The sequence below is a fragment of the Stenotrophomonas sp. 115C5 genome (assembly GCF_056861055.1).
In genome coordinates this window covers 107296-133113 of record NZ_JBSPUQ010000010.1, presented here as the reverse complement: position 1 = coordinate 133113, position 25818 = coordinate 107296, and the positions used below count along the sequence as shown (strand labels likewise).

Sequence of the window (25818 nt, the reverse complement as noted above, 5' to 3'; positions counted from 1 at the left end):
GTAGATCCACGTCACGCGTGGATGCTGTTGCTCTTGATCTTGACCTTCCAGTCCGCCTTCAAGCGAGCCGAGCACCGCAGGTCCGGCGAGGGCGAAGAGGTGCGGGTGTCTGAGCGCAGCGAGTTCCCGCACCGTCCCTCGACGGGCCGAGGAGCGCAGGGCACCGGCGTGCGCAGCACGTCGGCTCGCGGCCGGCGGAGCGTTTCTTTGGTTACTTTCTTTGCGCGCAAAGAAAGTGACACCCCTCCGCGGTCGCGGAAACGAATCTCAGTGCGCACGAACGAAAACGGCACCTTCGCAGGTGCCGTCTCCATGAACCGCTTTACACGGAACCTCAGAACTTCGCGTCGAACTCGGCAGCGTAGCCGGTGTTGACCAGCACCTTCTGCAGCGACTCGGCCACCTTCAGGTTGCCGGCCACGATCTGATGAGTGTCCGGGCCACGGTTGTCCATGCGGCCCAGGGTCGCGCCCTTGAAGTCGCAGACCTTGCCGCCCGCCTCGCGGACCAGCAGCAGGCCGGCAGCGATGTCCCATGCCTTCACGCCGGCTTCGAAGTAGGCGTCGGCACGGCCGCAGGCCACGTAGGCCAGGTCCAGTGCCGCCGAACCGGTACGGCGGATGTCCTCGCCGTGCACCAGCAGGGCGTCGACCGCCTTCAGCTGGGCGCTGGCGCGGGAACGCTCGCGCGGGGCGAAGCCGGTGTGGATCATCGTGCCTTCCAGATCCTTGCGGTCGGCCACGCGGATGCGGCGGTCGTTCAGCACGGCACCCGCGCCACGGCTGGCGGTGAACAGTTCATTGCGCAGCGGGTCGAAGATGACCGCATCGGTCGGCTCGCCGTTTTCGACCAAGGCGATCGACACGCAGTAGTGCGGCACGCCGCGCAGATAGTTGCTGGTGCCGTCCAGCGGGTCGATGACCCACATCTGGCGGCGCTCGCCCTGCACGCCACCTTCTTCACCGAAGATGCCGTAGTCCGGGTAGGCGCGCTTGAGTTCCTTGACGATGACCTTTTCCGCGTCCGCATCCACTTCGCTGGCGTAGTCCATCCGGCCCTTCTGCACCACGTTCAGTGCCTCGAGCTTGTTGATGTTGCGCAACAGGACGTTGCCGGCGAGGCGGGCGGCCTTGACCATGACGGTTACGGCGGGTTTCTGCATGGCGTGGGCTCCCGGAAAGGCAGAAGAGATGGACTGGCGGGGGAAAAGAGCGGGTCCGGCGCAGTGGCCGGCCGCACAGTTTACCATTGGTCATCGTCCAGCTCGACCTTTTCCCTGTTCATGTCCCAGTTTCCCGCCGCCACCCGCCTCCGATTCGTCCTGGTCGGTACCCAGCACCCCGGCAACATGGGGGCCGCCGCCCGTGCCCTGAAGACCATGGGCCTGGCCCGCCTGGTACTGGTCGCTCCCGAAAAGCCGCTGGACGAGGAGGCCTTCCGGCGCTCGGCCGGTGCCGAAGACGTACTGGGGGACGCCCCGGTGGTGGCCACCCTGGCCGAGGCCGTGGCTGACTGCCGCCTGGTGCTGGGCTGCACCGCCCGTGCCCGCCGCGTCCAGCTGGAGGAGTACCTGCCGGCCGATGCCGCTGCCCGCGCGGTGGCCAAGGCCTGCGAGGGTGCCGAGGTGGCGCTGGTGTTCGGCCGTGAGCGCACCGGCCTGACCAACGAGGAACTGCAGCTGTGCCATGCAGCGGTGCATATCCCGTCCGACCCGGAGTTCAGCTCGCTCAACCTGGCTGCTGCCGTGCAGGTGCTGGCCTATGAAACGCGCATGCAGCTGCTGGGTGCGCAGCCTGCAGCCGACGCCGAGCCGGGCTTCCGCGAACAGGCGGCCAGCCACGAGCAGATGGAGAGCTTCTTCGCCCAGCTTGGCGACACGCTGGATGAGATCGATTTCCACAAGGGCCGCGCCCCGGAATCGGCGATGCGCAAGCTGCGCCGCCTGTTCCTGCGCAGCGAACCCAGCGAGCAGGAAGTGCGCCTGTTGCGCGGCATCCTCGCCGACACCCAGCGCATGGCGCGACTGGCACAAGCGGGCAACAAGGACAGCTGACGACGTTCTCATTTTTTCGGGTAGTCTGTCTGGATACCCAGGGGGGATGAAGCCTGTGTCGGGTCTGCGAAAGGCAATGCAGGGGGGACTGCTGAGCCTGGCCATGGTCCTGCTGGCCGGGACGGTGCGTGCAGCGCCGGACCCGGTACTGGTGCTGGGCCGGATCAGCGATGATCCCAAGACCCATTACGAGCAGCTGCAGCCCTTGCTGGACTATGTGGTGGCGCGCATGCACGACGTTGGCATCAAGGAGGGGAGGATCCTGATGGCACGCGACCCGCAGCAGATGGCCAGCTATCTGCGGCGGGGCAGGGTCGACTGGGTCACCGAAACCTCGGGTACGGCGGTGGCGCTGGGCCAGCGCAGTGGCGCCCGCCCACTGCTGCTGACCGAGCGCAACGGCGTGCGTGATTACCAGACGGTGTTCTTCGTGCGCCGCGACAGCCCGATCCAGCGCGTACAGGATCTGCGGGGCCATCGCCTGGCCCTGCAGAACACGGCGTCCACCAGTGCCTATCTGGTGCCGGTGATGACGTTGCTGCAGGAGGGCCTGTCGCCCCAGATCCTGGCCGGTGCATGGGACATGCCGGGCCGGGACAGTGTGGGTTACGTATTTGCACGCAGCGAGCTGAACATCGCGACGTTCGTGCACAAGGGGGTGGTTGACGTGGGAGCGGTGAGCAGCGTGGACTGGAACGACGAGCGGCGGATGCCGGCAGCGTTCCGGCGCGACTTCCGCGAGCTGCTGCGCACCGAACCCTACCCGCGTGCGGTGGAGATGGTCCGCGCCGACCTTGATCCACGCGTGCGTGATCGCCTGCAGGAAGTGCTGCTGCAGGCAGCCAGCGACCCGCAGGCACAGGGGGCGCTGCATCGGTTTTTTGGCACTTCCGGGTTCCACCGCGTCGATGCGCATGCGCAGCAGCGGTTGGATGAATTGAAACAAGGATTGACGCGCGTGCGGATGGAAGTGGAATGAAGTGGCTTGGCTCGGGGATGCAGGCCCGGTTCCTGCTCGCGATGGGCGGGGCGATGGTCGTGGTGATCGCGATCCTTGCAGTGTTGTTGGGGCGGCAGACGGCGATGCAGGGCGAGGTGCGCAACCTCAGCGGCGGCGTCATCCATGAACTGTTCGACCGCAGCGTGCGCAGCCGCGGCGAGGCGATGGCGCGTGAGTTGTCCGACGCCCTGGCCAACCCGTTGTACTACCGCGATCTGGACCAGGTCGGCGTACTGGTACGCAGTACCGCGCGCCAGCCCGTGGTGCGCTATGTACTGGTGTTCGACGAACGCGGCCGGCTGGTACACGATGGCTCGGTCGAGGTATCCGGATTCGGCCAGCCGATGGCCGATCCACTGGCACCCAAGGCCGCAGCCGCGCAGATGCTGGTCGTGCAGGAATCGCCGAAGGTGCTCGACAACACCATGCCGATCATGATCGGCAACCAGCGCATTGGCGGCGTCCGGGTCGGCATGGCGCTGGATGAGGTGCAGCAGCGCGAGCAGGCGGCCAATGCCACCCTGGGCGAGCGCCTGCAGCAGGTCGGCAGCCGTCACCTGGGCTGGCTGCTGCTGATGCTGGGCCTGCTGGTGGTGATCGGCGTAGTGGTGATCCTGTACGTGCAGCGCACCCTGGTCGCGCCGATCCGTGACCTTGCCGTCGCCGCCCGTCGCATCGAGGCCGGTGACTACCAGACGCCCCTGGCCGAGAACACCCGCGACGACGAGGTCGGCGAACTGGTACGCGGTTTCGCCCGGATGCGTGATGCGATCGCCCGCCATGACCGCGAAGTTCGGCGCATGGCCTATACCGACGCGCTGACCGGGCTGACCAACCGGCTGGCATTCCGCGAGGCGCTTGATCATCGGTTGATGGCCGCCCGTGCCGCCAATCACCGGTTGGGCCTGCTGTTCGCCGATATCGACGACTTCAAGCGGGTCAATGACACCCTTGGCCACGAGGCCGGCGATGAGGCATTGCTGCAGTTCGCCCAGCGTATCGGCCGCGCGGTCACCGAGGCCGGGGGCGATGAGGCCCTGCTGGCGCGCTTCGGCGGTGACGAGTTCGTGATCCTGGTGGGCGACGGTGATGTGGCCGCCAACGCGCGGCTGCTGGCCGAAGTGCTGGTGCGCGAGCTGGGCAAGCCGTTGGTGGTGCAGGGCAGGGAACTGTTCCTGGGCACCTCGATCGGCGTGACCCTGTTCCCCGACGATGCAGCCGATGCGACCACCCTGCTGAAGAACGGCGACATCGCCATGTACCAGGCGAAGATGGCCGGCAAGAACTGCTATCGCTATTACAGCCGGGCGATGGACCATGCGGTCGAGCGTCGCGTGCACATGGAGCAGGAACTGCGCGGGGCCTGGGAGCGCGGCGAACTGCGCCTGGCCTACCAGCCGATCTTCCGCATGCGCGACCGCCGGATGGTCGGCGTTGAAGTACTGTTGCGCTGGCAGCACCCGACCCTGGGCACGATTCCGCCCTCGGTGTTCATCGAGGTAGCCGAGCAGAGTGGGCTGATCGAGATCATCGGCCCGAAGGTCCTGCGTGCGGCCTGCATGGAGGCCTCGCAGTGGCCGCGCGGGGCGGCCGGGGACGACCTGTTCGTGTCGGTCAACGTGTCGCCACGGCAGTTGCGCGGCGGTGAGCTGCCGGCACTGGTCGCGCAGTGCCTGCATGAGTCCGGGCTGCCGGCGTCGCGCCTGCATCTGGAGCTGACCGAAACCGCCGTGATCGGCGACGAGATGGTTGCCGCGCAGCTGCTGGACAAGCTGCACCGCACCGGCGTGAAGGTCTGGCTGGATGATTTCGGGACCGGCTTCTCCGGGCTCAGTCATCTGCGCCAGGTACCCGTGGACGGCGTGAAGATCGACAAGAGTTTCGTGGCCGACATGCAGCGTGACCCCGATGACCTCGCGCTGACCACGGCGATCATTGCCATGGCCCACGCGCTGGGCATCACCGTGGTGGCCGAAGGCATCGAGCAGCAGGCGCAGTTCGAGCTGCTGGCGCAGCGCGGCTGCGACCTTGGCCAGGGCTATTGGCTGAGCCACCCGGTGACCGCCACCGAAGTGGTGCGGATGATCGAATCGGGCATCTGACCGACACAAAAAAGGGGACGGAGGGGATTAAGTCGCAAATGCATAAGCGACTTAATCCCCTCCGTCCCCCTTTTTTGGGGGCTACACCGGGCGCTTGCTCGGATCGCCGGGCAGTTCGCGCACCAGCTTGGGGATCAGGTAGCCGGACAGGCGTGCGGTCAGGCCGGCAATCAGTGCCTTGGCCTGGGCATCGTCCACTTCGAAATGGGCCACGCCCTCGACCCGGTCCAGCTGGTGCAGGTAGTAGGGCAGCACGCCGGCGGCGAAGCTGCGCTCGCTCAGGTCCTGCAGGGCCTGCACGCTGTCGTTGACCCCGCGCAGCAACACCGCCTGGTTCAGCAGCTGGGCGCCGATGCCGCGCAGGCGGGCCATCGCCGCGTCCACGCTGGCATCGAATTCATTGGCATGATTGGCGTGGACCACGATCGCCAGCGGCCACGGCAGGCTGCCCAGCCAGGAGACCAGCTCATCGTCCACGCGCTCGGGCAGCACGATCGGCAGCCGGGTGTGGATGCGCAGGCGGAGGATATGCGGGATCGCGCGCAGGGCGTCGGTCAGCTCCACCAGCTTGTGCGTGGCCAGCGACAGCGGGTCGCCGCCGGACAGGATCACCTCGTCGATGTCCGGGTCGGCGGCGATGGCGGCTACGGCCTCCTGCCAGCCACCCTTGGCGGCATTCTCCGCGCCATAGTCGAAGTGGCGGCGGAAGCAGTAGCGGCAGTTGATCGCGCAGCTGCCGGTGGCGACCAGCAGGGCACGGCCACGGTACTTCTGGATGACGCCGGTGGCCTTCTTGGCGGCACCATCGCCCACCGCATCGAAGCTGAACCCGGGCGCCGGGCGCATTTCCTCGTCGATCGGCAGCACCTGGCGCAGCAGCGGGTCGGCCGCATCGCCAGGGCGCATGCGGGCCACGAAGCCTTCCGGCACGCGCAGCGCGAACTGGGCCATGGCCGCCTCCGAGACGCCCAGCGCGGCCGGGTCCAGCTGCAGCCGGGCCAGCAGCGCGTGCGGGTCGCGCAGCGCCTGGCGCCAGAGCTGCTGCCAGCGCGCGGGCGCACCTGGCGACTGGGGCCGTGGGAAGGCGGAAAGCTGCATGGAGAGGGGGCCTGCGGTTATCATGGGGGCAGAAAAACAGTCGCCCACCGGCATCCGGTGGGCTTTCCATTCTAACGGCTCGCCGCACCCGCGGCGCTTTCGCCACTCAGGAGTTTACGCATGGCCAGCTACGGCATGAACGACGTCAAGAACGGGATGAAGATCCTGGTCAACAACCAACCGGCCGTCATCATCGACACCGAATACGTCAAGCCGGGCAAGGGCCAGGCCTTCACCCGCGTGAAGTACCGCCTGATCAAGGACGGCCGTACCCAGGAAGTCACCATGAAGTCGACCGACTCGCTGGATGCAGCCGACGTCGTCGATACCGACATGAACTTCATGTACAGCGACGGCGAGTACTGGCACTTCATGGACCCGGAGTCCTTCGAGCAGGTCCAGGCCACCAAGGCCGGCATGGGCGGCGCCGAGAAGTGGCTGAAGGGCGAAGAGTCCTGCGTGGTCACCCTGTGGAACGGTGAGCCGATCTTCGTGCAGCCGCCGAACTTCGTCGAACTGAAGATCACCGAAACCGATCCGGGCGTCCGTGGCGACACCTCGGGCGGCGGCGGCAAGCCGGCCACCCTGGAAACCGGCGCCGTGGTCCGCGTGCCGCTGTTCGTCAACCAGGACGAAGTGATCCGCGTCGATACCCGTTCGGGCGAATACTCCGCACGCGTCAAGTAAGGTCCCGGCCGTAGGCCGACCTTACTGTAGAGCCGAGCCATGCTCGGGTAAGCGCCATCGCATTCGCGCTGGCGCTCCCATGATCTGCTTCGGCAGATCATGGGCCCCGCTTCACGAGTCTCCAGACCCCGCCGCTTCGCGGCAGCCCCTGATTCAGGGGCGTGTCCCCCAGAAGTATCTCGCCGCCCCCCCAGCCAGTGAGCCCGCATGAGCGATAGCCCGCACCTCCCCGAAGCCTGCGACCTGCTCATCGAAGCCGGTTACGTCGTTCCGATCGAGCCGCATGCGGTGGTGCTGGAAGACCATGCCGTGGCCGTGCGTGGCAGCGAGATCATCGCGATCCTGCCGCGTGCCGAGGCGCGCGCACGGTTCCGCGCCACCCAGGTGGTCAGCCGCCCCGAGGCCGCGCTGATGCCGGGCCTGGTCAACGCGCACACGCACAACCCGATGACCCTGCTGCGCGGCGTCGCCGACGACCTGCCGCTGATGACCTGGCTGCAGCAGCACATCTGGCCGGTGGAAGCGGCGGTGATCGGCCCCGAATTCGTTGCCGACGGCACCACCCTGGCCATCGCCGAGATGCTGCGCGGCGGCACCACCTGCGCCAACGAGAACTACTTCTTCGGCGACGTGCAGGCCGCGGTCTACAAGAAGCACGGTTTCCGCGCGCTGGTCGGCGCGGTCATCATCGATTTCCCCACCGCCTGGGCCAAGACCGACGACGAGTACTTCGCCAAGGCCGGTGAACTGCATGACCAGTGGCGCACCGATCCGCTGATCGGCACCGCGTTCGCGCCGCATGCGCCGTACACCGTCAACGATGCCAACTTCGAGCGGGTGCGGATGCTGTCCGACCAGCTCGACATGCAGGTGCACCTGCACACCCACGAGACCGCGCAGGAAATCACCGATTCGATCAAGCTGCACGGCCAGCGCCCGCTGGCGCGGCTGGATCGGCTCGGTCTGGTCAACGACCGCCTGATCGCGGTGCACATGACCCAGCTGACCGATGCGGAAATCCACCTGTGCGCCGAGCGTGGTGTCAGCGTGGTGCATTGCCCGGAATCGAACCTGAAGCTGGCCTCCGGTTTCTGCCCGGCCTGCGCCCTGCAGCGTGCTGGCGTGAACCTGGCGATAGGCACCGACGGCTGCGCCAGCAACAATGACCTGGACATGTTCAGCGAGAACCGCACTGCGGCGATCCTGGCCAAGGCCGTGGCCGACGACGCCACCGCGCTGGATGCAGCCACCACGCTGCGCGCCTCCGCCCTGGGCGGTGCCCGCGCGCTGGGCTTCGGCGAGCGCATCGGCTCGATCGAAGTCGGCAAGCAGGCCGACCTGGTCTGCGTTGACCTCTCGGCGCTGGAAACCCAGCCGCTGCACAACGTGCTGTCGCAGCTGGTGTACGCCACCGGCCGCCAGCAGGTCAGCGACGTCTGGATCGCCGGCAAGCCGAAGCTGGTGCAGCGCGAGCTGGTCGGCATGGACCTGCCGGGCATCATCGCCAACGCGCGCCAGTGGCGCGAGCGCATCCGTCATATCCGCGCCTGATCCCTGGCGCCGCAAGGACCCCTCATGACTGCCCCCCACGCTTCTTCCAATTTCGATCAGGCCGAGCTGGACAAGTTCGCCGCGCTGGCCAACCGCTGGTGGGACGCTGACGGCCCGCAGAAGCCGTTGCATGCGCTGAATCCGGTGCGCCTGAAGTACGTGGCCGATCGCGTGCCGCTGCGCGGCGCACGCGTGCTCGACATCGGTTGCGGTGGCGGCCTGTTGAGCGAAGCGCTGGCCCAGGCCGGCGCCGACGTCACCGCCATCGACCTGGCCCCGGAACTGGTCAAGGTCGCGCGGCTGCATGCGCTGGAAAGCGGCGCCAAGCTCGACTACCGCGTCCAGGCCGCCGAGGACCTGGCTGCCGAGCAGCCGGGCAGTTTCGATGTGGTCACCTGCATGGAAATGCTCGAGCACGTGCCCGATCCGGGCGCGATCATCGAGGCCTGCAAGCGGCTGCTGAAGCCGGGCGGCCACCTGTTCCTGTCGACCATCAACCGCACCGCTGCCGCATTCGCGGTGGCGATTGTTGGCGCCGAGTACGTGGCGCGGCTGCTGCCCAAGGGCACGCACCACTACCAGGAATTCATCAAGCCGGCCGAGCTGGCACGCTGGCTGCGCGAGGCCGACATGCAGCTGGTGGATGTCAGCGGCATGGCCTACGAGCCGTGGCGCAACCATGCCCGCCTGAGCAGCCGCACCGACATCAACTACCTCGCCTACGCGGTCAAGCCGGCATGACCTCTGCCCGCTTCCCGCGCGCGGTGCTGTTCGATCTGGACGGCACCCTGCTGGACAGCGCGCCGGACTTCGTCGCCACGTGTGATGCGATGCTGGCCGAGCGTGGCCGTGCGCCGATCGATCCGGCACTGCTGCGCCCGGTGGTGTCCAAGGGCTCGCGCGCGATGGTCTCGGCAGCCTTCCCCGAACTGGACACGGCGGCGCGTGATGCGCTGATTCCGGAGTTCCTGCAGCGCTACGAGGCGTTGATCGGCCAGCATGCGGTGCTGTTCGATGGCGTGGCCGGCATGCTTGCTGCACTGGATGCCGCCGGTACGGTGTGGGGCATCGTCACCAACAAGCCCGAGTACCTGGCGCGCCTGATCCTGCCGCAGCACGGCTGGCAGCAGCGCTGTGCGGTGCTGGTGGGTGGTGACAGCCTGGCCGAGCGCAAGCCGCATCCGCTGCCGCTGCTGCACGCGGCGCAGGCGATCGCCGTTGCCGCCGAAGACTGCGTGTACGTGGGCGACGACGAGCGCGACATCATCGCCGCGCGTGCCGCGGCCATGCCGTCGGTGGCGGCACTGTGGGGCTATCGCCTGCACAGCGACGACCCGCTGGCCTGGCAGGCCGACGTGCTGGTCGAGAACGCCGGACTTCTGCAACTGGCCAGTCTCTGGCCGACCCGGCCGGCAGCCCCGGCCCAGCCGTAAGGAATGACGTAGTGAGCAGTACCGCGCTGGACAGTTTCCTCGACAAGTGGCGCAGCCGTTGGCCGGAATGGTCGGTGGCCGCCCCGTTCGTGGCCGAATCGCAACGCGAGCTTGCGGTGGCGTGGTTCGCGCTGCTGCAGGAATTCGACGACATGCTCAACACCGGCGGCGATCCGTTGCCGGCCGACGCCAAGCTGGCGTGGTGGGGCGAGGAGCTGCGCAGCTGGGCTGCGCATCGTTCGCGCCACCCGTTGGGTCGTTTGCTGGAACCGGTGCGTGCGCCGTGGGCGCAGCTGGCCGAAGCGCTGCCGGATCTGGTTGAAGCGCGCACCGTCGCACTGGATGCGGCCAGTGCCGAGCGCGCGCTGGCCAACTACGCCGACGCGGTTGCCGCGGTGGAAGCGGCGCTGTTCAACGACAAGCCGCGCACCGGCGCCGGTCGTGCGGTGCAGCTGCAGACCCTGGCCCAGCGCCTGCAGGATGCCGGCGTGGCCGGTGTGCCGCGCAGCCTGCTGGACGGTGATGCCAGCAGCGCCGCGCAGCGCTGGGCGCAGCATCTGTTGAAGGGGTGGGGCACCCGCGTGCCAGGCCCGCGCCCGCGCCGTGTGTGGTCCAGTCTGGCGCGCGCCCGCGTGGCGGCGCAGGCCGCAGGCAAGCCGATTGAAGCTACTCCCGTGCGCACCCTGCTGCGCGTGTGGTGGGCTGCCCGCGGTTGATCGATCGGCCCTGCTGACTGCTTCTGGAGGGTGAGGACCTTGGTCCGCACGCTCCATGAGGTTGTGCCGACCAAGGTCGGCACCTACTACAGCGCATTGCGCGCGTTACTTACGTTCCAGCACCAGCAGCGGGTCGATACGGGTATCGAACCAGTTCATGCCCCAGTGCAGGTGTGGCCCAGTGGCGCGACCGGTGGCACCGACCGCAGCGATCACCTGGCCCTGTTCCACCCGGTCGCCGACCTTTACGTCGATGCGCGACAGGTGCAGGAAGTTGGAGCTGACCCCGAAGCCGTGGTCGAGCAGCAGCGTGCCGCCGGTCAGGTACAGGTCCGGGCCGGCGAAGGTGACGATGCCGGCGGCCGGTGCCTTCACCGGGGTGCCGGTCGGCACCGCGATGTCCATGCCGGAATGACCGGCGCCAGGCTGGCCGTTGTACACGCGCGCGTTGCCGAAGCGGCCGCTGATACGGCCCTGCACCGGCCAGATGAAGGTCTGGGTGAAATCGGTACGTTCGTCATCGCGGGCACGTGCCGCGGTCACCTGCGCCTGTTCGCGCTTGATCCGTTCGGCAATGGCCGGCGGCGGATTGACCGTCTTCGGTGGCACGCCGTTGACCCGCTCGGTCGGCCAGTCGCGCGGCGTCACCGCAATGGTCGCGGTCTCGCTGCCACCATCGGGGCGTTGCACCTGTACGCGCAGCGGGCCCTTCTCGTCGCGGCCGATGCCGAACACCACGCTGCCATAGCCGCTCACCCGCAGCTGGCGGCCGGCGTACTGTACGCGGCTGCCGGCGGGTACCTTGCCGATCACCAGCGCGCCCTGCGACGCGCTGGCCGGAAACACCACGTGGCTGTCGATCAGGCTGCCGATGCCATCCTGCGCCTGCGCCTGGGGTGCGGTGAGCAGGGGCGCGGCCAGCAGCAGCGCCCCGATCATCAGTGCCGAACGCATCAGCGGTCGTAGGTCATGCGCTGGCCGACGGGCTTGCCCACCAGCTTGCTGCCGTCCCACACCAGCTGGCCGTTGACCCAGGTGGAGGCCACGCGCGAACGGAAGGTGGTGCCTTCAAACGGCGACCAGCCGCACTTGGACAGCACGTCCTCGCGCTTGACCGTGAACGGCACGTCTTCGACCAGCACCAGGTCGGCGAAGTAGCCTTCGCGCAGGAAGCCGCGCTCTTCCACGTCGAACAGTTGTGCCGGTGCGTGTGCGAACTTCTGCACCACCTGCTCGCGGGTCAGCTTGCCTTCGTGCACGCGCTCCAGCGCGGCCACCAGTGCGTACTGCACCAGCGGCAGGCCCGACGGCGCCTGCGCGTAGGGCTTCTGCTTTTCTTCCCAGGTGTGCGGCGCATGGTCGGTGGCCAGCACGTCCAGCACGTCGTCGGCCAGCGCAGCGGTGATCGCCTCGCGGTCGGACACTTCCTTGATCGCCGGGTTGCACTTGATCAGGTTGCCCTTGGTCGCGTAATCCGGGCGCGCGAAGTGCAGGAAGTGCACGCAGGTTTCAGCGGTGATCTGCTTGCGGCTGCCGTCGGCGCGGATCAGCGGGCCCTTCTCGAACAGCGCCAGTTCGTCGGCGGTGGAGATGTGCAGCACATGCAGGCGGGTGCCGTGCTTGCGCGCCAGCGACATCGCCAGGCGGGTCGACTTGATGCAGGCCTCGCGCGAACGGATGTCCGGATGCATGTCCGGGGTCAGCGCGTCGCCGTATTTTTCCTGGAAGGCCTTCAGGTTGGCATCGATCATCGGCGTGTCTTCGCAGTGCGTGATGATCGGGGTCGGGCATTCGCGGAAGATCGCATCCAGCGTTTCCGGGTTGTCCACCAGCATGTTGCCGGTGGAGGCGCCCATGAACACCTTTACGCCCGGGGCCTTCTTCGGGTCCAGCGCACGGATCGCGTCCAGGTTGTCATTGCTGGCGCCGTGGTAGAAGCCGTAGTTGGCCCAGGCGCGGCCGCGCGCCAGTTCGTACTTGGCTTCGAGGATGGTCGAATCCAGGGTCGGCGGGTTGGTGTTGGGCATGTCCATGAAGCTGGTCAGGCCACCGGCCACGGCCGCCGCCGATTCGCTGGCGATGTCGCCCTTGTGGGTCAGGCCCGGTTCGCGGAAGTGCACCTGGTCATCGATCATGCCAGGCAGCAGCCAGCGTCCGGCCGCGTCCACCACCTGCTCGCCATCGCGCGGCGCCAGCCCACTGCCGATCTGCGCGATGCGGCCGTTCTCGATGCGCAGGTCGCCGTCGAAGGTGCGGCCTTCGTTGACCATCCGGGCGTTGGTGATGAGGGTGGAGGACATGTCAGTGTTTTCCTGTGCAACGGCAAGAGGGGGCGTGGGTGGATTCGGGCACCGGGTCGAAGCCGCCGGGATGGAACGGATGGCAGCGGCCCAGCCGGCGCGCAGCCAGCCAGCTGCCGCGCAGCGGACCGTGTCGGGAGATGGCGTCCATCGCGTATTCAGAACAGCTCGGCACGAAACGGCAACGCGGCCCCAGCAGGGGGCTGATGAAGCGCTTGTAGAAGCGCAGCAGGGCAATGAGCAGGCGCGAGATCACCCAGTCATCTTATGCCAGTTGGCATGAAGGCCGCATTTGTGCAGGATGGGCCGTTGGTCGCATGTCGCCGATGGCCTGCGACCGGTACCAGCACCTTCGGGTGCTGGCCAGGTTCCGTACCGCGCAAGGCGGTCCGTGTTCGTCGGACTGCCTCCAAGGGCGCCTTGACTCCAGGACTGAATGGAGCAGGGGGTCGAGGTTGCTGCTGCGGGTCGGGTAGGCTATAAAGGCCCGCTTTCCCGGGCCCCGGGGAATCCAAGGAAGAGCGTTTCGTGGCTGCTAAAAAAACTGCAAAGAAGGCCGCAACGGCCGCCAAGAAAACCGCCAAGCCTGTTGTGAAGAAGTTGGCGGCAAAGCCCGTTGCCAAGAAACCGGCCAGCAAGCCGGCGACCAAGGCAGCGTCCTCGCAACCGGCGGCCAGGAAGGCCACCGCAAAGAAAACGCCGGTCAAGGCAACCAAGCCGGTGGCGAAGAAGGCTGCTGCGCCCGCCAAGGCCAAGCCTGCCGCTGCCAGCAAGAAGGCGCCGGTGGTGAAGAAGGCCGCCAGCAAGGCCGCGCCGGTGAAGAAGGCCGCCGCCAAGCCGGTGGCGAAGAAGGCAGCAGCCAAGCCGGCGCCGAAGGCGGTGGTGAAGAAGGCTGCGGTCAAGCCGGTCGCCAAGCCTGCGGCAAAGAAGGTCGCTGCAGCTAAACCGGTTGCCACGCCTGCCGCTGTAAAGAAGGTTGCCAAGAATGTTGCCGCGCCGGTCGTCAAGCCGGCCCCGGCCCCAGTAGTGAAGTCCGCACCGAAGCCTGCTGCCAAGCCGGCTCCGGCCAAGCCTGTCCCGGCCAAGACCGTGGCAGTGGCAGCAGCCCAACCGGCTTCCAAGCCGGCCCCGGCCGCCGCTTCTGCCGCTTCGAAGGCCCCGCAATCCAAGAATCCCGTGCCCGTTTCGAAATCGCCTGCCAAAACCGCCGTGAAATCCGATTCCGCCCCGAAGACCGTGTCGCGCCCTGTCGGCAAGGTTGCCGTGGCCGTCGCCGCCCGCTCGGCTGCACCGGCCCCGCGCAGCAAGTACAAGGTGGTCGAGTACAAGACCGACGAGGCCACCGGCCGCCCGATCCTGCCGGCTGGCTACAAGCCGTCCTCGGAAGAGGAATACATGAGCCCGCTGCAGCAGGAGTACTTCCGTCAGCGTCTGCAGAACTGGCGCGCGGACCTGGTGGAAGAGTCCAAGCAGACCATCGAGAATCTTCGTGAGGAAGTGCGTGACATCGGCGACGAAGCCGAGCGCGCGACCCGCGAGACCGAGAACTCGCTGGAACTGCGTACCCGCGACCGCTACCGCAAGCTGATCGGCAAGATCGACAGCACCCTGAAGCGCCTGGAAGCGGGCGACTACGGTTACTGCGTCGACACCGGCGAAGAAATCGGCCTGGAGCGCCTGGAAGCGCGCCTCACCGCCGAACGCACCATCGACGCCCAGGAGCGTTGGGAGCACCTGCAGAAGCAGCAGGGCGACTGATTCCTGATTGTTGTCTGGTCATGCATAAAACCCGGCTTCGGCCGGGTTTTTTGTTGGGGGTGGTTGGCTGGGTAGAACGGCGCCTTCCGGGTATCGGAGGGAGCCTGCGGGTGGGTCCGATGTAGAGTCGAGTCCACGCTCGGCTCAGGCCGAAGCCGGAGGGCAAGGAAGAGCAAAAGCAAAAGTAAAAGCAGCCAAGCATGGCTTGGCTCTACCAGGAGCGGTCATGCGTGCGCTCGCGGCTGTTGGGTCCGCCTTGTAGCGAGCCGAGCACCGCAGGGGAATCAGGGGCGAAGAGGCGCGGGTGTCCGAGCGAAGCGAGTTCCGCGCCGTCCCCTGATTCGCCGAGGAGCGCAGGGCACCGGTGCGCAGCACCGGCTCGCGGATGGCGGAGCGTTTCTTTGGTTACTTTCTTTTCGCGAAAAGAAAGTGACAAGCCCAATCATCGAGGGAGAGCAACGGCCCCAGCCAAACGCCCGGCGCCGCCGAATCCGCTGTTCGCAGCGTCACTGCAGGTCGCGAAGATTCAGTTTCCGCAATGTCGGGTTCTTCCACGCGGTGATCCCGGCCACGCTCAGCACGGCGAACCCACCCAGCACCACGGCCGGCACCAGGCCGAGCAGCTTCGCCATCGTGCCGGCATAGAACGCGCCCAGCTCGTTGGACGAACTGATGAAGATGCCGTTGATCGACGACACCCGTCCGCGCATCTCTTCCGGCGTGGCCAACTGCAGGATGGTCGAGCGGATCACCACCGAGACGCCATCGAAGGCGCCGTAGAACAGCAGGATCAGCGCCGACAGCCAGAAGTGCTGCGACAGTCCGAAGCTGATCACGCACAGGCCGAAGCCGGCCACCGCGAACAGCAGCACGCGGCCTGCATTGCGATGCAGCGGGTGGCGGGCCAGCCACAGGCCCACGCACACCGAACCGAGCGCCGGCATCGCGCGCAGGATGCCCAGGCCTTCCGGGCCGTGGTGCAGGATTTCGTGCAGGAAGGCCGGCAGCATCGCCACCACGCCGCCCAGCAGCACCGAGAACATGTCCAGCGCCATCGCGCCGACCATGATCCGGTTGCCGACCACGAAGCGCGCGCCTTCGGCGATGCTCTTGAAGATCGGCGCGGCCGGACCGGTGTGCACTGGCTCTTCCACTTTCAGCATGGCCAGGCAGGCCATCGCCACCAGTGCGAAGGCAGTCGCCACGGCATAGGACAGGCCCTTGCCGCCGAAGCCGACCAGCACGCCGCCCAGCGCCGGGCCGGCAACCATGCCGGCCTGGAACACCACCGCGCCGAGTCCGGCGCCACGCGCGAACTGGTCGCGGGCCAGCACGCGGGCGAACAGTGCGTTGTAGATCGGCGACAGGAACGCACGGACCATGCCGGTCAGGGCGATGGCCGCATAGATCGGCCATACCCCTTCAAACGGCAGCCAGCCCGTGGCGACGCCGGTCAGCATCAGCGCCGTGGCGATCAACCCGGAACAGGCCACCATGCCCAGCCGGCGCCGTGGCAGGTGGTCGACCAGATAGCCGGCGAACGGCGCCACGCAGAAGAACGGCAGCACCTCGGCCAGGCCGACCAGGCCCAGCGAGAACGGATTGCGGGTGACTTCGTAGATGTGCCAGCCGACGGTGACCGCGACCACCTGGTAGGACAGCATCGCGAAGATGCGGTAGGCCAGCAGCTTGGCGAAACCGGGCCGGGACAGCAGGCCCAGCGCGGTGTCTTCGGCTGTGGCAGGCTCGCTCACGATGGGTCGCGCTGCAGCTGGGCCTGCGCGGTCTCGCGGATGAAGGCCAGCATCGCCGCCACGCCGTTGCTGCGGGTGGGGGAGAGGTGTCGGGCCAGGCCGATGTCCTGGATGTAGCTGGGCTCGGTATCCAGGATCTCCTGCGCCGAGCGCCCCGAGTACACGCGCAGGGCCAGGAAGATCAGGCCGGAGACGATGGCCGAATCACTGATGGCGTGGAAGCGCAGCGACTGTGCGTTGCCTTCCGGCACGATCCAGACCATGGACTGGCAGCCGAGCAGGCGGTGCTCTTCGGTCTTCCATTCGTCCGGGAAGGCGGGCAGCTTGCGGCCGAGGTCGATCAGGTACTGGTAGCGCTCGGACCAGTCGCCGAAGAAGCCGAATTCCTCGGCGATGGCGGCCTGGGCCTCGGCAGCGGTGGGTTCAAGCGGGAACGGGGAGTCGGTCACAACAGTCTCTACGGTGGGGCGTGGCCGGCGTACCGGCCACGGGGCAGGGCAGGTCAGCCGCGCTTGCGCGACCAGCGCACGCCCTGCGGGGTGTCTTCCAGCACGATGCCTTCGGCGGCCAGCTGGTCGCGGATGGCATCGGAACGGGCGAAGTCGCGCGCCTTCTTGGCAGCGGCACGCTCGTCGATCAGGCCCTGGATGCGCGCATCGTCGCCGTCATCGCCAGCGGCGGTGCCGAACCACTGTGCCGGGTCGGCCTGCAGCAGGCCCAGGGCCAGGCCGGCACCGAGCAGCTCGCCCTTCAGGCGCGCCTGTTCGGCCGGGTCGGTGGCTCGGCGTGCGTCGGCAGCGATGCGGGCCACTTCGGCCAGCGCCTGCGGGGTGTTCAGGTCGTCATCCAGGGTCGCCTCGACCGTGGCCGGGATCACCACGACCGCCTCGACCGACGCCAGTTCGCGCAGGGTGCCGTACAGGCGATCCAAGGTGCGCACCGACTGCTCGATCAGGCCATCGGACCAGTCCAGCGGCTGCCGGTAGTGGGCCGACAGCAGGGCCAGGCGCAGCGCTTCCGGCGGATGCTGGCGCACCAGGTCGTGCACGCGCTCGATGTTGCCCAGCGACTTGCTCATCTTGGCGCCGCCGAAGTTGAGCATGCCGTTGTGCAGCCAGAAACGAGCGAAGATCTTGCCGCCGTGGGCGCATTCGCTCTGCGCAAGCTCGTTTTCGTGGTGCGGGAACTGCAGGTCGACGCCACCGGCATGGATGTCGATGGTCTCGCCCAGATGAGCGGCGGCCATTGCCGAGCATTCGATATGCCAGCCCGGACGGCCACGACCCCAGGGCGACGCCCAGCCGGGCAGGTCGTCGCTGGACGGCTTCCACAGCACGAAATCACCCGGGTCGCGCTTGTACGGGGCCACGTCGACGCGGGCGCCGGCCAGCATTTCGTCCGGGTCGCGGCGCGAGAGCTTGCCGTAGCCTTCGAAGCTGGCCACCGCGAACAGCACGTGGCCTTCGGCGGCGTAGGCATGACCATTGGCGATCAGCTGCTCGATCATGGTGATGATCTGCGGAATGTGCGCGGTCACCTCCGGCTCGATATCCGGCGGCACCACGCCCAGCGCGGCCATGTCTTCACGGTAGGCGGCGGCGAACCTGTCGGTGATGGTGCTGATCGGCACCCCCTGCTCACGCGCGGCGGTGTTGATCTTGTCGTCCACGTCGGTGATGTTGCGCGCGTAGCGCAGGCCACCGAAACGGCGCCGCAGCAGGTCGGCCAGCACGCCGAACACCACCGGGCCACGGGCGTTGCCGATGTGCACGTAGTTGTAGACCGTGGGGCCGCACACATACAGGGTCGGACAGGCCGGGTCGAGCGGGGTGAACGGTTCGAGCTGGCGAGTCAGGTTGTTGTGCAGGCGCAGGGTCATGGGGCTGTGGCTGGGGGACAAGCCTGTGATTTTAGAACGTGTCGGCCCCCTTTGGGGGCACCGCCTGCCACCGGTGGACGCCGGGTCCGTCCAAGGTGGGGTGGGCAGGAGCAGCGTGGACGGGTAATGTTCAGCCCCTTGCGCTCGCCACTGCCTACACTATTGCCGTGTCCTTGCTCCCTTCGCCAATGAAATCCACCGCGTTGCTGACCCTGGCCTGCCTGTCGGCGCTGGCCGCCGTGGCCCAGGCGCAGGAGGCCGAGCCCCGCAACCGGGTGGTGATCGTGGAGAACGTGAAGTTCGACTACGCGCAGGTGCTGAACGTCGAGCCCGTGTTCCAGACCCTGCGCGCGACCCGCACCGAAGAACACTGCGAGCCGGTCTCGACCCGGACCCTGGCGCCGGTCAATGTCACCGGTGAGGAGCCGGTTGAGGACAAGGGCCGGATCAGCCGCTTCTGGGACTCGGTGCGCTCGATGTTCAAGCGCAGCGATGAAGAGGTCTCCGAGGACACCGCCGCCGAGTCACCCGCCCCGGCGCCGGCACCGGCCAACAATGGCCCGATGCTGACCCGTGACTGCCGTATCGTGCCGGTGGGGCGTGAATTCCGCAGGCCCATCGCCTACGACGTGGATTACGTCTACAAGGGCACCAAGTACCGCTCACGGCTGCCGGAAGACCCCGGCAACCGGCTCAAGATCCGGGTGTCGATCACCCCTTGGGTCGGCCCCGAGCAGGGCGCCACGGGCAATCCCTGATTCTGCGACCCCGGCCCCTTGCGTCGGCCCCGGCCGCATGCAAAGATGGTTGACCATGAAGCTCACCGACTTCCAGCACGACAGCAGCGCAGCCCGACAGGCGTCGGGCATGACCTCGCGTGCGCGTCGACCGGAACCCCACATTCTCGCTGGGTAACCGGAGCTTTTTGCTGTTCGTCCGAAAAAAACCCAGCCGCCCGGCTGGGTTTTTTCGTTTCTGCGTTCTGAAAGCTGCAACTGCAACCTTTTCGTTCCACCTTTGCTTCCTGTTTTCCCTTCCACCGCGTCGAACCCGGCGCCGCCACGCAAGGAAAGATGATGTCCCCCAAGCACTTCCTGAACACCCAGGACTGGAGCCGCAGCGATCTCGACGCGCTGCTGACCCAGGCCGCGCTGTTCAAGCGCAACAAGCTCGGCGACCAGCTCAAGGGCAAGTCGATCGCGCTGGTGTTCTTCAACCCGTCCATGCGCACCCGCACCAGCTTCGAACTGGGCGCGTTCCAGCTGGGTGCCCACGCGGTGGTGCTGCAGCCGGGCAAGGATGCGTGGCCGATCGAGTTCAACCTCGGCACGGTGATGGATGGCGATACCGAAGAGCACATCGCTGAAGTGGCCAAGGTGCTGGGCCGTTACTGCGACATCATCGCCGTGCGCGCGTTCCCCAAGTTCATCGACTGGGCCTACGACCGCCAGGACATCGTCCTCAACAGCTTCGCCAAGTATTCGCCGGTGCCGGTCATCAACATGGAGACCATCACCCATCCGTGCCAGGAGCTGGCCCACATCATGGCCCTGCAGGAGCACTTCGGCGCCCAGGACCTGCGTGGCAAGAAGTACGTGCTGACCTGGACCTACCACCCCAAGCCGCTGAACACCGCCGTGGCCAACTCGGCGCTGACCATCGCCACCCGCATGGGCATGGACGTGACCCTGCTGTGCCCGACCGCCGACTACATCCTCGACGACCGCTACATGGGCTGGGCCGAGCAGAACGTGGCCGAGAGCGGCGGTTCGCTGAAGATCAGCCATGACATCGACAGCGCCTACGCCGGCGCCGACGTGGTCTATGCCAAGAGCTGGGGCGCGCTGCCGTTCTTCGGCAACTGGGAGCCGGAAAAGCCGATCCGCGACCAGTTCAAGCACTTCATCGTGGACGAGCGGAAGATGGCGCTGACCAACAACGGTGTGTTCAGCCACTGCCTGCCGCTGCGCCGCAACGTCAAGGCCACCGATGCGGTGATGGATTCGCCGCAGTGCATCGCCATCAACGAAGCCGAGAACCGCCTGCACGTGCAGAAGGCGATCATGGCCGCGGTTGCCGGGCGCTGATTGTTTTTTGATCAAGCATCAGTCGAGCATGGCTCGACTCTACACAACCTGATTGGACATTACCCCCATGAGCAAAGACGTCGTTCTCGCCTTCTCCGGCGGCCTGGATACCAGCTTCTGCGTGCCGTACCTGCAGGAGCGCGGCTACAACGTGCACACCGTGTTCGCCGACACCGGCGGCGTGGATGATGAAGAGCGCGATTTCATCGAAAAGCGCGCCGCCGAGCTGGGCGTGGCCAGCCACGTTACCGTCAACGGTGGCCCGGCCATCTGGGAAGGCTTCGTCAAGCCGTTCGTGTGGGCCGGTGAAGGCTACCAGGGCCAGTACCCGCTGCTGGTCTCGGACCGCTACCTGATCGTCGATGCCGCGCTGAAGCGTGCCGCCGAACTGGGCACCAACATCATCGCCCACGGCTGCACCGGCATGGGCAACGACCAGGTCCGCTTCGACCTGGCCGTGAAGGCCCTGGGCGACTACCAGATCATCGCGCCGATCCGCGAGATCCAGAAGGAACACACCCAGACCCGCGCCTACGAGCAGAAGTACCTGGAAGAGCGTGGCTTCGGCGTGCGCGCCAAGCAGCAGGCCTACACCATCAACGAGAACCTGCTGGGCCTGACCATGTCCGGCGGCGAGATCGACCGTTGGGAAGCCCCGGGCGAGGGCGCCCGTGGCTGGTGCGCACCGCGGAGCGAGTGGCCGGAACAGGCCCTGACCGTGACCCTGAAGTTCGTCGAAGGCGAAGCCGTCGAACTGAACGGCAAGGCGCTGCCGGGTGACCAGATCCTGGCCCAGCTCAACAAGCTGTTCGCTCCGTACGGCGTTGGCCGCGGCGTCTACACCGGCGACACCGTGATCGGCCTGAAGGGTCGCATCGTGTTCGAGGCGCCGGGCCTGGTCTCGCTGCTGGCCGCGCACCGCGCGCTGGAAGACGCCGTGCTGACCAAGCAGCAGAACCGCTTCAAGCCGGACGTGGCACGCAAGTGGGTGGAGCTGGTGTACGAAGGCTTCTACCACGACCCGCTGAAGACCGACATCGAAGCGTTCCTGAAGTCCTCGCAGGCCAAGGTCAACGGTGAAGTGGTGCTGGAAACGCGTGGTGGCCGCGTCGACGCAGTGGCGGTGAAGTCGCCGCACCTGCTCAACACCAAGGGTGCCACCTACGCGCAGTCGGCCGACTGGGGCGTGGAAGAGGCCGAGGGCTTCATCAAGCTGTTCGGCATGAGTTCGACGCTTTACGCGCAAGTCAACCGCTGAGCGGTTGACCACGCATTCCACCTCAACCCTGCGCCGTTGGCGCGCCCCCTTCAACAAGAAGGGGGCTCTCCACCAGACGCATTTCGGTAGCGCCGGGCCATGCCCGGCGGAATCCCACAGGATTGTTGATTCATGCTTGAACAGACGCTCGATCACCTGCAGGCGCTGGTGTCCTTCGACACCCGCAACCCGCCGCGTGCGATCACCACCGGTGGCATCTTCGATTACCTGCGCGCGAACCTGCCCGGCTTCAACGTCGAGGTGATCGACCATGGCGCCGGTGCGGTCAGCCTGTACGCCGTGCGCGGGACGCCGAAGTACCTGTTCAACGTACACCTGGATACCGTGCCCGATTCGCCGCACTGGAGTGCCGACCCGCACGTGATGCGCCGCCTGGACGACCGCGTGGTCGGTCTGGGCGTGTGTGACATCAAAGGCGCGGCCGCCGCACTGGTGGCCGCAGCCAATGCCAGCGACGGTGACGCGGCCTTCCTGTTCTCCAGCGATGAAGAAGCCAACGATCCGCGCTGCATCGCTGCGTTCCTGGCCCGTGGCCTGCCGTATGAAGCGGTGCTGGTGGCCGAGCCGACCATGAGCGAGGCGGTGCTGGCGCACCGTGGCATCAGCTCGGTGCTGATGCAGTTCGCTGGCCGCGCGGGGCATGCCTCGGGCAAGCAGGATGCCGCCGCCAGCGCGCTGCACCAGGCCATGCGCTGGGGCAACCGCGCGCTGGACCATGTGGAATCGCTGGCGTCGGCGCGCTTCGGCGGGCTGACCGGCCTGCGCTTCAATATCGGCCGCGTCGAAGGTGGCATCAAGGCCAACATGATCGCACCCGCTGCCGAAGTGCGCTTCGGTTTCCGTCCGCTGCCGTCGATGGATATCGATGCGTTGCTGGTGACCTTTGCCGGTTTTGCCGAACCGGAAGCGGCGCTGTTCACCGAAACCTTCCGTGGCCCCAGCCTGCCGGCCGGTGACATCGCCGAGGCCGAGAACCGCCGCCTGCTGGCACGCGACGTGGCCGATGCGCTGGAGCTGCCGATCGGCAATGCCGTGGACTTCTGGACCGAGGCCTCGCTGTTCTCGGCCGGTGGCTACACCACGCTGGTGTTCGGCCCGGGTGACATCGCCCAGGCCCACACCGCCGACGAGTTCGTGACGCTGGAGCAGCTGCAGCGCTACACCGACGCCGTGCACCGCATCATCGCCGCCGGCGCCTGATTCTTCCCTTCTTGACGAAACCGAAATGTCTCCTGCCCTCCAGCCCCACCGCCAGACCCGCCAGACCATCGTGCGCCTGCTTTCCAGCATGGCCAGCGCGAAGGAGATCAGCCAGTACCTCAAGCGCTTTTCGCAGCTGGACGCCAAGCGCTTCGCCGTGGTCAAGGTCGGCGGCGCGGTGCTGCGCGACGACCTCGACGCGCTGACCTCCTCGCTGTCGTTCCTGCAGGAGGTCGGGCTGACCCCGATCGTGCTGCACGGCGCCGGCCCGCAGCTGGATGCCGAGTTGTCGGCCGCCGGCATCGAGAAGCAGACCGTGAACGGCCTGCGCGTGACCTCGCCGGAAGCGCTGGCGATCGTGCGCCGGGTGTTCCAGCAGTCCAACCTGCGCCTGGTCGAGGCGCTGCAGCAGAACGGCGCGCGCGCCACCTCGATCACCGGTGGCGTGTTCGAGGCCGAGTACCTGGACGTGGACACCTACGGCCTGGTCGGCGAGGTGAAGAAGGTCAACCTGGCACCGATCGAGGCCAGCCTGCGTGCCGGCTCGATCCCGGTCATCACCAGCCTGGGTGAAACCGCCGGCGGCCAGATCCTCAACGTCAACGCCGACTTTGCCGCCAACGAACTGGTGCAGGAGCTGCAGCCGTACAAGATCATCTTCCTGACCGGCACCGGCGGCCTGCTGGACGAGCAGGGCAATGTGATCGATTCGATCAACCTGTCGACCGAGTACGACCACCTGATCGCGCAGCCGTGGATCCACGGCGGCATGAAGGTGAAGATCGAACAGATCAAGGATCTGCTTGATCGCCTGCCGCTGGAATCGTCGGTGTCGATCACCCGTCCCGCCGACCTGGCCAAGGAACTGTTCACCCACAAGGGCTCGGGCACGCTGGTACGCAAGGGCGAGAAAGTATTGCGCGCCACCGCCTGGGACGAACTGGATCTGCCGCGCCTGAAGGGCCTGATCGAATCCAGTTTCGGCCGCATCCTGGTGCCTGACTATTTCCAGAAGACCAAACTGCTGCGTGCCTATGTCAGCGAGAACTACCGCACCGCGGTGATCCTCACCGACGAGGCAGAGGGCGTGTACCTGGACAAGTTCGCCGTGCTCGACGACGCGCAGGGTGAAGGCCTCGGTCGTGCGGTCTGGAACGTAATGCTGGAGGAAACCCCGCAGCTGTTCTGGCGCTCGCGCCATGGCAACCCGATCAACCACTTCTACTACGCCGAGTCCGATGGCTGCTACAAGCAGGATCAGTGGAAGGTGTTCTGGTTCGGTGCCGATGGCATCGACCGGATCAAGACCTATGTCGATCATTGCGCGCAGCGCACCCCGAGCCTGCAGGGCTGAGCGATGAGCAACCTCGATGCCTGGAACACGGTTCCCACCCTGCGCGGCCAGCACGTAACCCTGCAGCCGCTGCAGATGGAGCACGTGCCGGGCCTGCGCGATGCGCTTGAAGGCAGCGGCCTGGACCAGCTCTGGTACACCCAGGTGCCGTCACCGCAGCGGGTCGAGCACTATGTGCAGGCCGCGCTGCAGGCGCAGGCTGAAGGCAAGGTGCTGCCCTTCGTGATCCGCGATGCGGCGGGTGAGATCATCGGCAGCACGCGCTTCTACGACATGGATGCCGGCGTGCCCAAGCTCAGTCTCGGCTACACCTGGTACGCGCCGCGCGTGCAGCGCACCGGCGCCAACACCGAAGCCAAGCTGTTGCTGCTGCAGCACGCCTTCGAGGCCATGGGCTGCATCAGCGTGGTGCTGGAAACCAGCTGGTTCAACTTCACTTCGCGCACCGCCATCGCCCGCCTCGGCGCCAAGCAGGACGGCGTGCTGCGCAACCACAAGCGGCATGCCGACGGCACGCCGCGCGACACCGTCATCTTCTCCATCATCGATGCGGAATGGCAGGGCGTGAAGCGCCACCTGCAGTACCGCCTGGACAGTCACGCATGAACGATTCGACTTTCACCCTGGGTATCGTCGGTGCCCGCGGCCATACCGGTGCCGAGCTGATCAAGCTGGTGGCCGCCCATCCGCGGCTGAAACTGGCTTTCGTCTCCTCGCGTGAGCGCGCCGGGCAGCGCCTGTCCGATCACCATCCGGAATTCCAGGGTGACCTGCAGTACGAGAACCTGGACGCCGACGCGGTGGCCGCCAAGGGCGTGGATGCGGTGATCCTGGCCCTGCCCAATGGCCTGGCCGCGCCGTTCGTGGCCGCGCTTGAAGCTGCGAAGCCGGACACTGTCATCGTCGACCTGTCGGCCGATTACCGCTTCGACAACAGCTGGTACTACGGCCTGCCGGAGCTGACCCGTGGCCGCTACAACGGCCAGAAGCACATCAGCAACCCGGGCTGCTATGCCACCGCGATGCAGCTGGCGGTGCATCCGCTGCTGGACCTGCTGGCCGGCCCGCCGCAGTGCTTCGGTGTCTCCGGCTACTCCGGTGCCGGTACCACGCCGTCGGACAAGAACAACGTCGAACTGCTGGCCGACAACCTGATGCCGTATGCGCTGACCAACCACGTGCACGAGCGCGAAGTGTCCGTGCAGCTGGGCGTGGCGGTCGAGTTCATGCCGCACGTCGCGCCGCATTTCCGTGGAATCACGCTCACCGCCAATCTATGGCTGAACCGGGTGCAGACCCGCGAGCAGATCGTCGAGCGCTTCCAGCAGGCCTATGCCGGCGAACCCCTGATCGAAGTGGTGGATGAAGCGCCGTGGGTCAGCCGCATTGCCGGTCGCCACGGTGCCCAGGTCGGTGGCTTCACCCTGGCCCCGGGCGGCAAGCGGGTCGTGGTGGTGGCGACGCTGGACAACCTGCTCAAGGGCGCGGCCACCCAGGCCATGCAGAACCTCAACCTCGCGCTGGGCATCGACGAACTGACGTCGATCCCGCACTGAACACGTATTCC

General features: G+C 66.9%; 24 protein-coding genes. 16 read left to right on the top strand and 8 right to left on the bottom strand.

The genetic code is table 11. From position 1 onward, the window contains the following. Window positions 1-334: 334 nt before the first annotated feature. Window positions 335-1162, bottom strand: a complete 828-nt coding sequence (locus AC13FN_RS13600; protein ID WP_049435104.1) for an inositol monophosphatase family protein — start codon at window positions 1160-1162, stop codon at window positions 335-337. A 120-nt stretch (window positions 1163-1282) separates the two neighbouring features. Between AC13FN_RS13600 and AC13FN_RS13595 the strand changes: the two genes are divergently transcribed. The 3 genes from AC13FN_RS13595 (at window position 1283) to AC13FN_RS13585 (ending at window position 5155) form a co-directional block, all read left to right on the top strand. Then, window positions 1283-2053 (top strand): RNA methyltransferase, encoded by a 771-nt coding sequence (locus tag AC13FN_RS13595; RefSeq protein ID WP_312394018.1) that lies wholly within the window; start codon window positions 1283-1285, stop codon window positions 2051-2053. A 76-nt stretch (window positions 2054-2129) separates the two neighbouring features. Further along, window positions 2130-3032: a phosphate/phosphite/phosphonate ABC transporter substrate-binding protein gene (locus AC13FN_RS13590; protein ID WP_425602573.1), complete on the top strand. Its 903-nt coding sequence runs from the start codon at window positions 2130-2132 to the stop codon at window positions 3030-3032. Further along, window positions 3029-5155, top strand: coding sequence for a putative bifunctional diguanylate cyclase/phosphodiesterase (locus AC13FN_RS13585; RefSeq protein ID WP_241888023.1), 2127 nt, complete (start codon window positions 3029-3031; stop codon window positions 5153-5155). The genes AC13FN_RS13590 and AC13FN_RS13585 overlap by 4 nt, the downstream gene beginning before the upstream one ends. 81 nt (window positions 5156-5236) lie before the next feature. Here the strand turns inward: AC13FN_RS13585 and epmB are convergent, their stop codons facing one another. Further along, window positions 5237-6253 carry an EF-P beta-lysylation protein EpmB gene (gene epmB, locus AC13FN_RS13580; RefSeq protein WP_049435101.1) on the bottom strand — a complete coding sequence of 339 codons (1017 nt, stop codon included), beginning with the start codon at window positions 6251-6253 and terminating at the stop codon, window positions 5237-5239. A gap of 120 nt (window positions 6254-6373) precedes the next feature. Between epmB and efp the strand changes: the two genes are divergently transcribed. The 5 genes from efp (at window position 6374) to AC13FN_RS13555 (ending at window position 10640) form a co-directional block, all read left to right on the top strand. Next, window positions 6374-6940 carry an elongation factor P gene (gene efp / locus AC13FN_RS13575; RefSeq protein WP_005410381.1) on the top strand — a complete coding sequence of 189 codons (567 nt, stop codon included), beginning with the start codon at window positions 6374-6376 and terminating at the stop codon, window positions 6938-6940. Window positions 6941-7147: 207 nt separating this feature from the next. After that, window positions 7148-8491, top strand: a complete 1344-nt coding sequence (locus tag AC13FN_RS13570) for a TRZ/ATZ family hydrolase (RefSeq protein ID WP_482985015.1) — start codon at window positions 7148-7150, stop codon at window positions 8489-8491. A 24-nt stretch (window positions 8492-8515) separates the two neighbouring features. Next, window positions 8516-9232: a bifunctional 2-polyprenyl-6-hydroxyphenol methylase/3-demethylubiquinol 3-O-methyltransferase UbiG gene (ubiG, locus tag AC13FN_RS13565; protein WP_054172192.1), complete on the top strand. Its 717-nt coding sequence runs from the start codon at window positions 8516-8518 to the stop codon at window positions 9230-9232. Continuing rightward, the gene (locus AC13FN_RS13560) at window positions 9229-9924 is read left to right on the top strand and encodes a phosphoglycolate phosphatase (RefSeq protein ID WP_049435098.1); all 696 of its coding nucleotides are present in this window, start codon (window positions 9229-9231) and stop codon (window positions 9922-9924) included. Before ubiG ends, AC13FN_RS13560 begins: the two co-directional genes overlap by 4 nt. Window positions 9925-9935: 11 nt before the next feature. Further along, window positions 9936-10640 (top strand): squalene/phytoene synthase family protein, encoded by a 705-nt coding sequence (locus tag AC13FN_RS13555; RefSeq protein WP_049435097.1) that lies wholly within the window; start codon window positions 9936-9938, stop codon window positions 10638-10640. Window positions 10641-10745: 105 nt separating this feature from the next. Here the strand turns inward: AC13FN_RS13555 and AC13FN_RS13550 are convergent, their stop codons facing one another. Genes AC13FN_RS13550 through yidD form a run of 3 tightly spaced genes read right to left on the bottom strand, consistent with a single transcriptional unit; the run spans window position 10746 to window position 13196 of the window. Next, a complete protein-coding gene (locus tag AC13FN_RS13550; RefSeq protein WP_482985016.1) occupies window positions 10746-11594 on the bottom strand; it encodes a M23 family metallopeptidase in 849 nt (282 codons plus the stop codon). After that, window positions 11594-12940: a dihydroorotase gene (locus AC13FN_RS13545; RefSeq protein WP_049435095.1), complete on the bottom strand. Its 1347-nt coding sequence runs from the start codon at window positions 12938-12940 to the stop codon at window positions 11594-11596. Before AC13FN_RS13545 ends, AC13FN_RS13550 begins: the two co-directional genes overlap by 1 nt. A gap of 1 nt (window position 12941) precedes the next feature. Then, window positions 12942-13196, bottom strand: a complete 255-nt coding sequence (gene yidD, locus AC13FN_RS13540; RefSeq protein WP_005417723.1) for a membrane protein insertion efficiency factor YidD — start codon at window positions 13194-13196, stop codon at window positions 12942-12944. Window positions 13197-13468: 272 nt separating this feature from the next. On the opposite strand from yidD, the gene dksA reads away from it, so the two are divergent. Then, window positions 13469-14698, top strand: coding sequence for an RNA polymerase-binding protein DksA (dksA, locus tag AC13FN_RS13535; protein ID WP_049435094.1), 1230 nt, complete (start codon window positions 13469-13471; stop codon window positions 14696-14698). 506 nt (window positions 14699-15204) lie between these two features. Here dksA and AC13FN_RS13530 read toward each other — a convergent pair. Genes AC13FN_RS13530 through cysS form a run of 3 tightly spaced genes read right to left on the bottom strand, consistent with a single transcriptional unit; the run spans window position 15205 to window position 18331 of the window. Then, a complete protein-coding gene (locus AC13FN_RS13530; RefSeq protein ID WP_482985017.1) occupies window positions 15205-16452 on the bottom strand; it encodes an MFS transporter in 1248 nt (415 codons plus the stop codon). Next, window positions 16449-16901 (bottom strand): SufE family protein, encoded by a 453-nt coding sequence (locus AC13FN_RS13525; protein WP_049435092.1) that lies wholly within the window; start codon window positions 16899-16901, stop codon window positions 16449-16451. Before AC13FN_RS13525 ends, AC13FN_RS13530 begins: the two co-directional genes overlap by 4 nt. Before the next feature lie 53 nt (window positions 16902-16954). Next, window positions 16955-18331 carry a cysteine--tRNA ligase gene (cysS, locus tag AC13FN_RS13520; RefSeq protein WP_049435091.1) on the bottom strand — a complete coding sequence of 459 codons (1377 nt, stop codon included), beginning with the start codon at window positions 18329-18331 and terminating at the stop codon, window positions 16955-16957. A 188-nt stretch (window positions 18332-18519) separates the two neighbouring features. On the opposite strand from cysS, the gene AC13FN_RS13515 reads away from it, so the two are divergent. The 7 genes from AC13FN_RS13515 (at window position 18520) to argC (ending at window position 25807) form a co-directional block, all read left to right on the top strand. After that, window positions 18520-19089, top strand: coding sequence for a glycine zipper 2TM domain-containing protein (locus tag AC13FN_RS13515; protein WP_043400934.1), 570 nt, complete (start codon window positions 18520-18522; stop codon window positions 19087-19089). Between the two features lie 318 nt (window positions 19090-19407). Continuing rightward, window positions 19408-20418, top strand: a complete 1011-nt coding sequence (locus tag AC13FN_RS13510; RefSeq protein WP_482985018.1) for an N-acetylornithine carbamoyltransferase — start codon at window positions 19408-19410, stop codon at window positions 20416-20418. A gap of 67 nt (window positions 20419-20485) precedes the next feature. Beyond that, window positions 20486-21676 (top strand): argininosuccinate synthase, encoded by a 1191-nt coding sequence (locus AC13FN_RS13505; protein WP_049435090.1) that lies wholly within the window; start codon window positions 20486-20488, stop codon window positions 21674-21676. A 132-nt stretch (window positions 21677-21808) separates the two neighbouring features. After that, window positions 21809-22897, top strand: a complete 1089-nt coding sequence (locus tag AC13FN_RS13500; RefSeq protein ID WP_049435089.1) for an acetylornithine deacetylase — start codon at window positions 21809-21811, stop codon at window positions 22895-22897. A gap of 25 nt (window positions 22898-22922) precedes the next feature. Beyond that, window positions 22923-24251: an acetylglutamate kinase gene (locus AC13FN_RS13495; protein ID WP_049435088.1), complete on the top strand. Its 1329-nt coding sequence runs from the start codon at window positions 22923-22925 to the stop codon at window positions 24249-24251. Between the two features lie 3 nt (window positions 24252-24254). Continuing rightward, window positions 24255-24857, top strand: coding sequence for a GNAT family N-acetyltransferase (locus AC13FN_RS13490; RefSeq protein ID WP_010486646.1), 603 nt, complete (start codon window positions 24255-24257; stop codon window positions 24855-24857). Beyond that, the gene (gene argC / locus AC13FN_RS13485; RefSeq protein WP_217013810.1) at window positions 24854-25807 is read left to right on the top strand and encodes an N-acetyl-gamma-glutamyl-phosphate reductase; all 954 of its coding nucleotides are present in this window, start codon (window positions 24854-24856) and stop codon (window positions 25805-25807) included. Before AC13FN_RS13490 ends, argC begins: the two co-directional genes overlap by 4 nt. The last annotated feature ends 11 nt before the right edge of the window (window positions 25808-25818 follow it).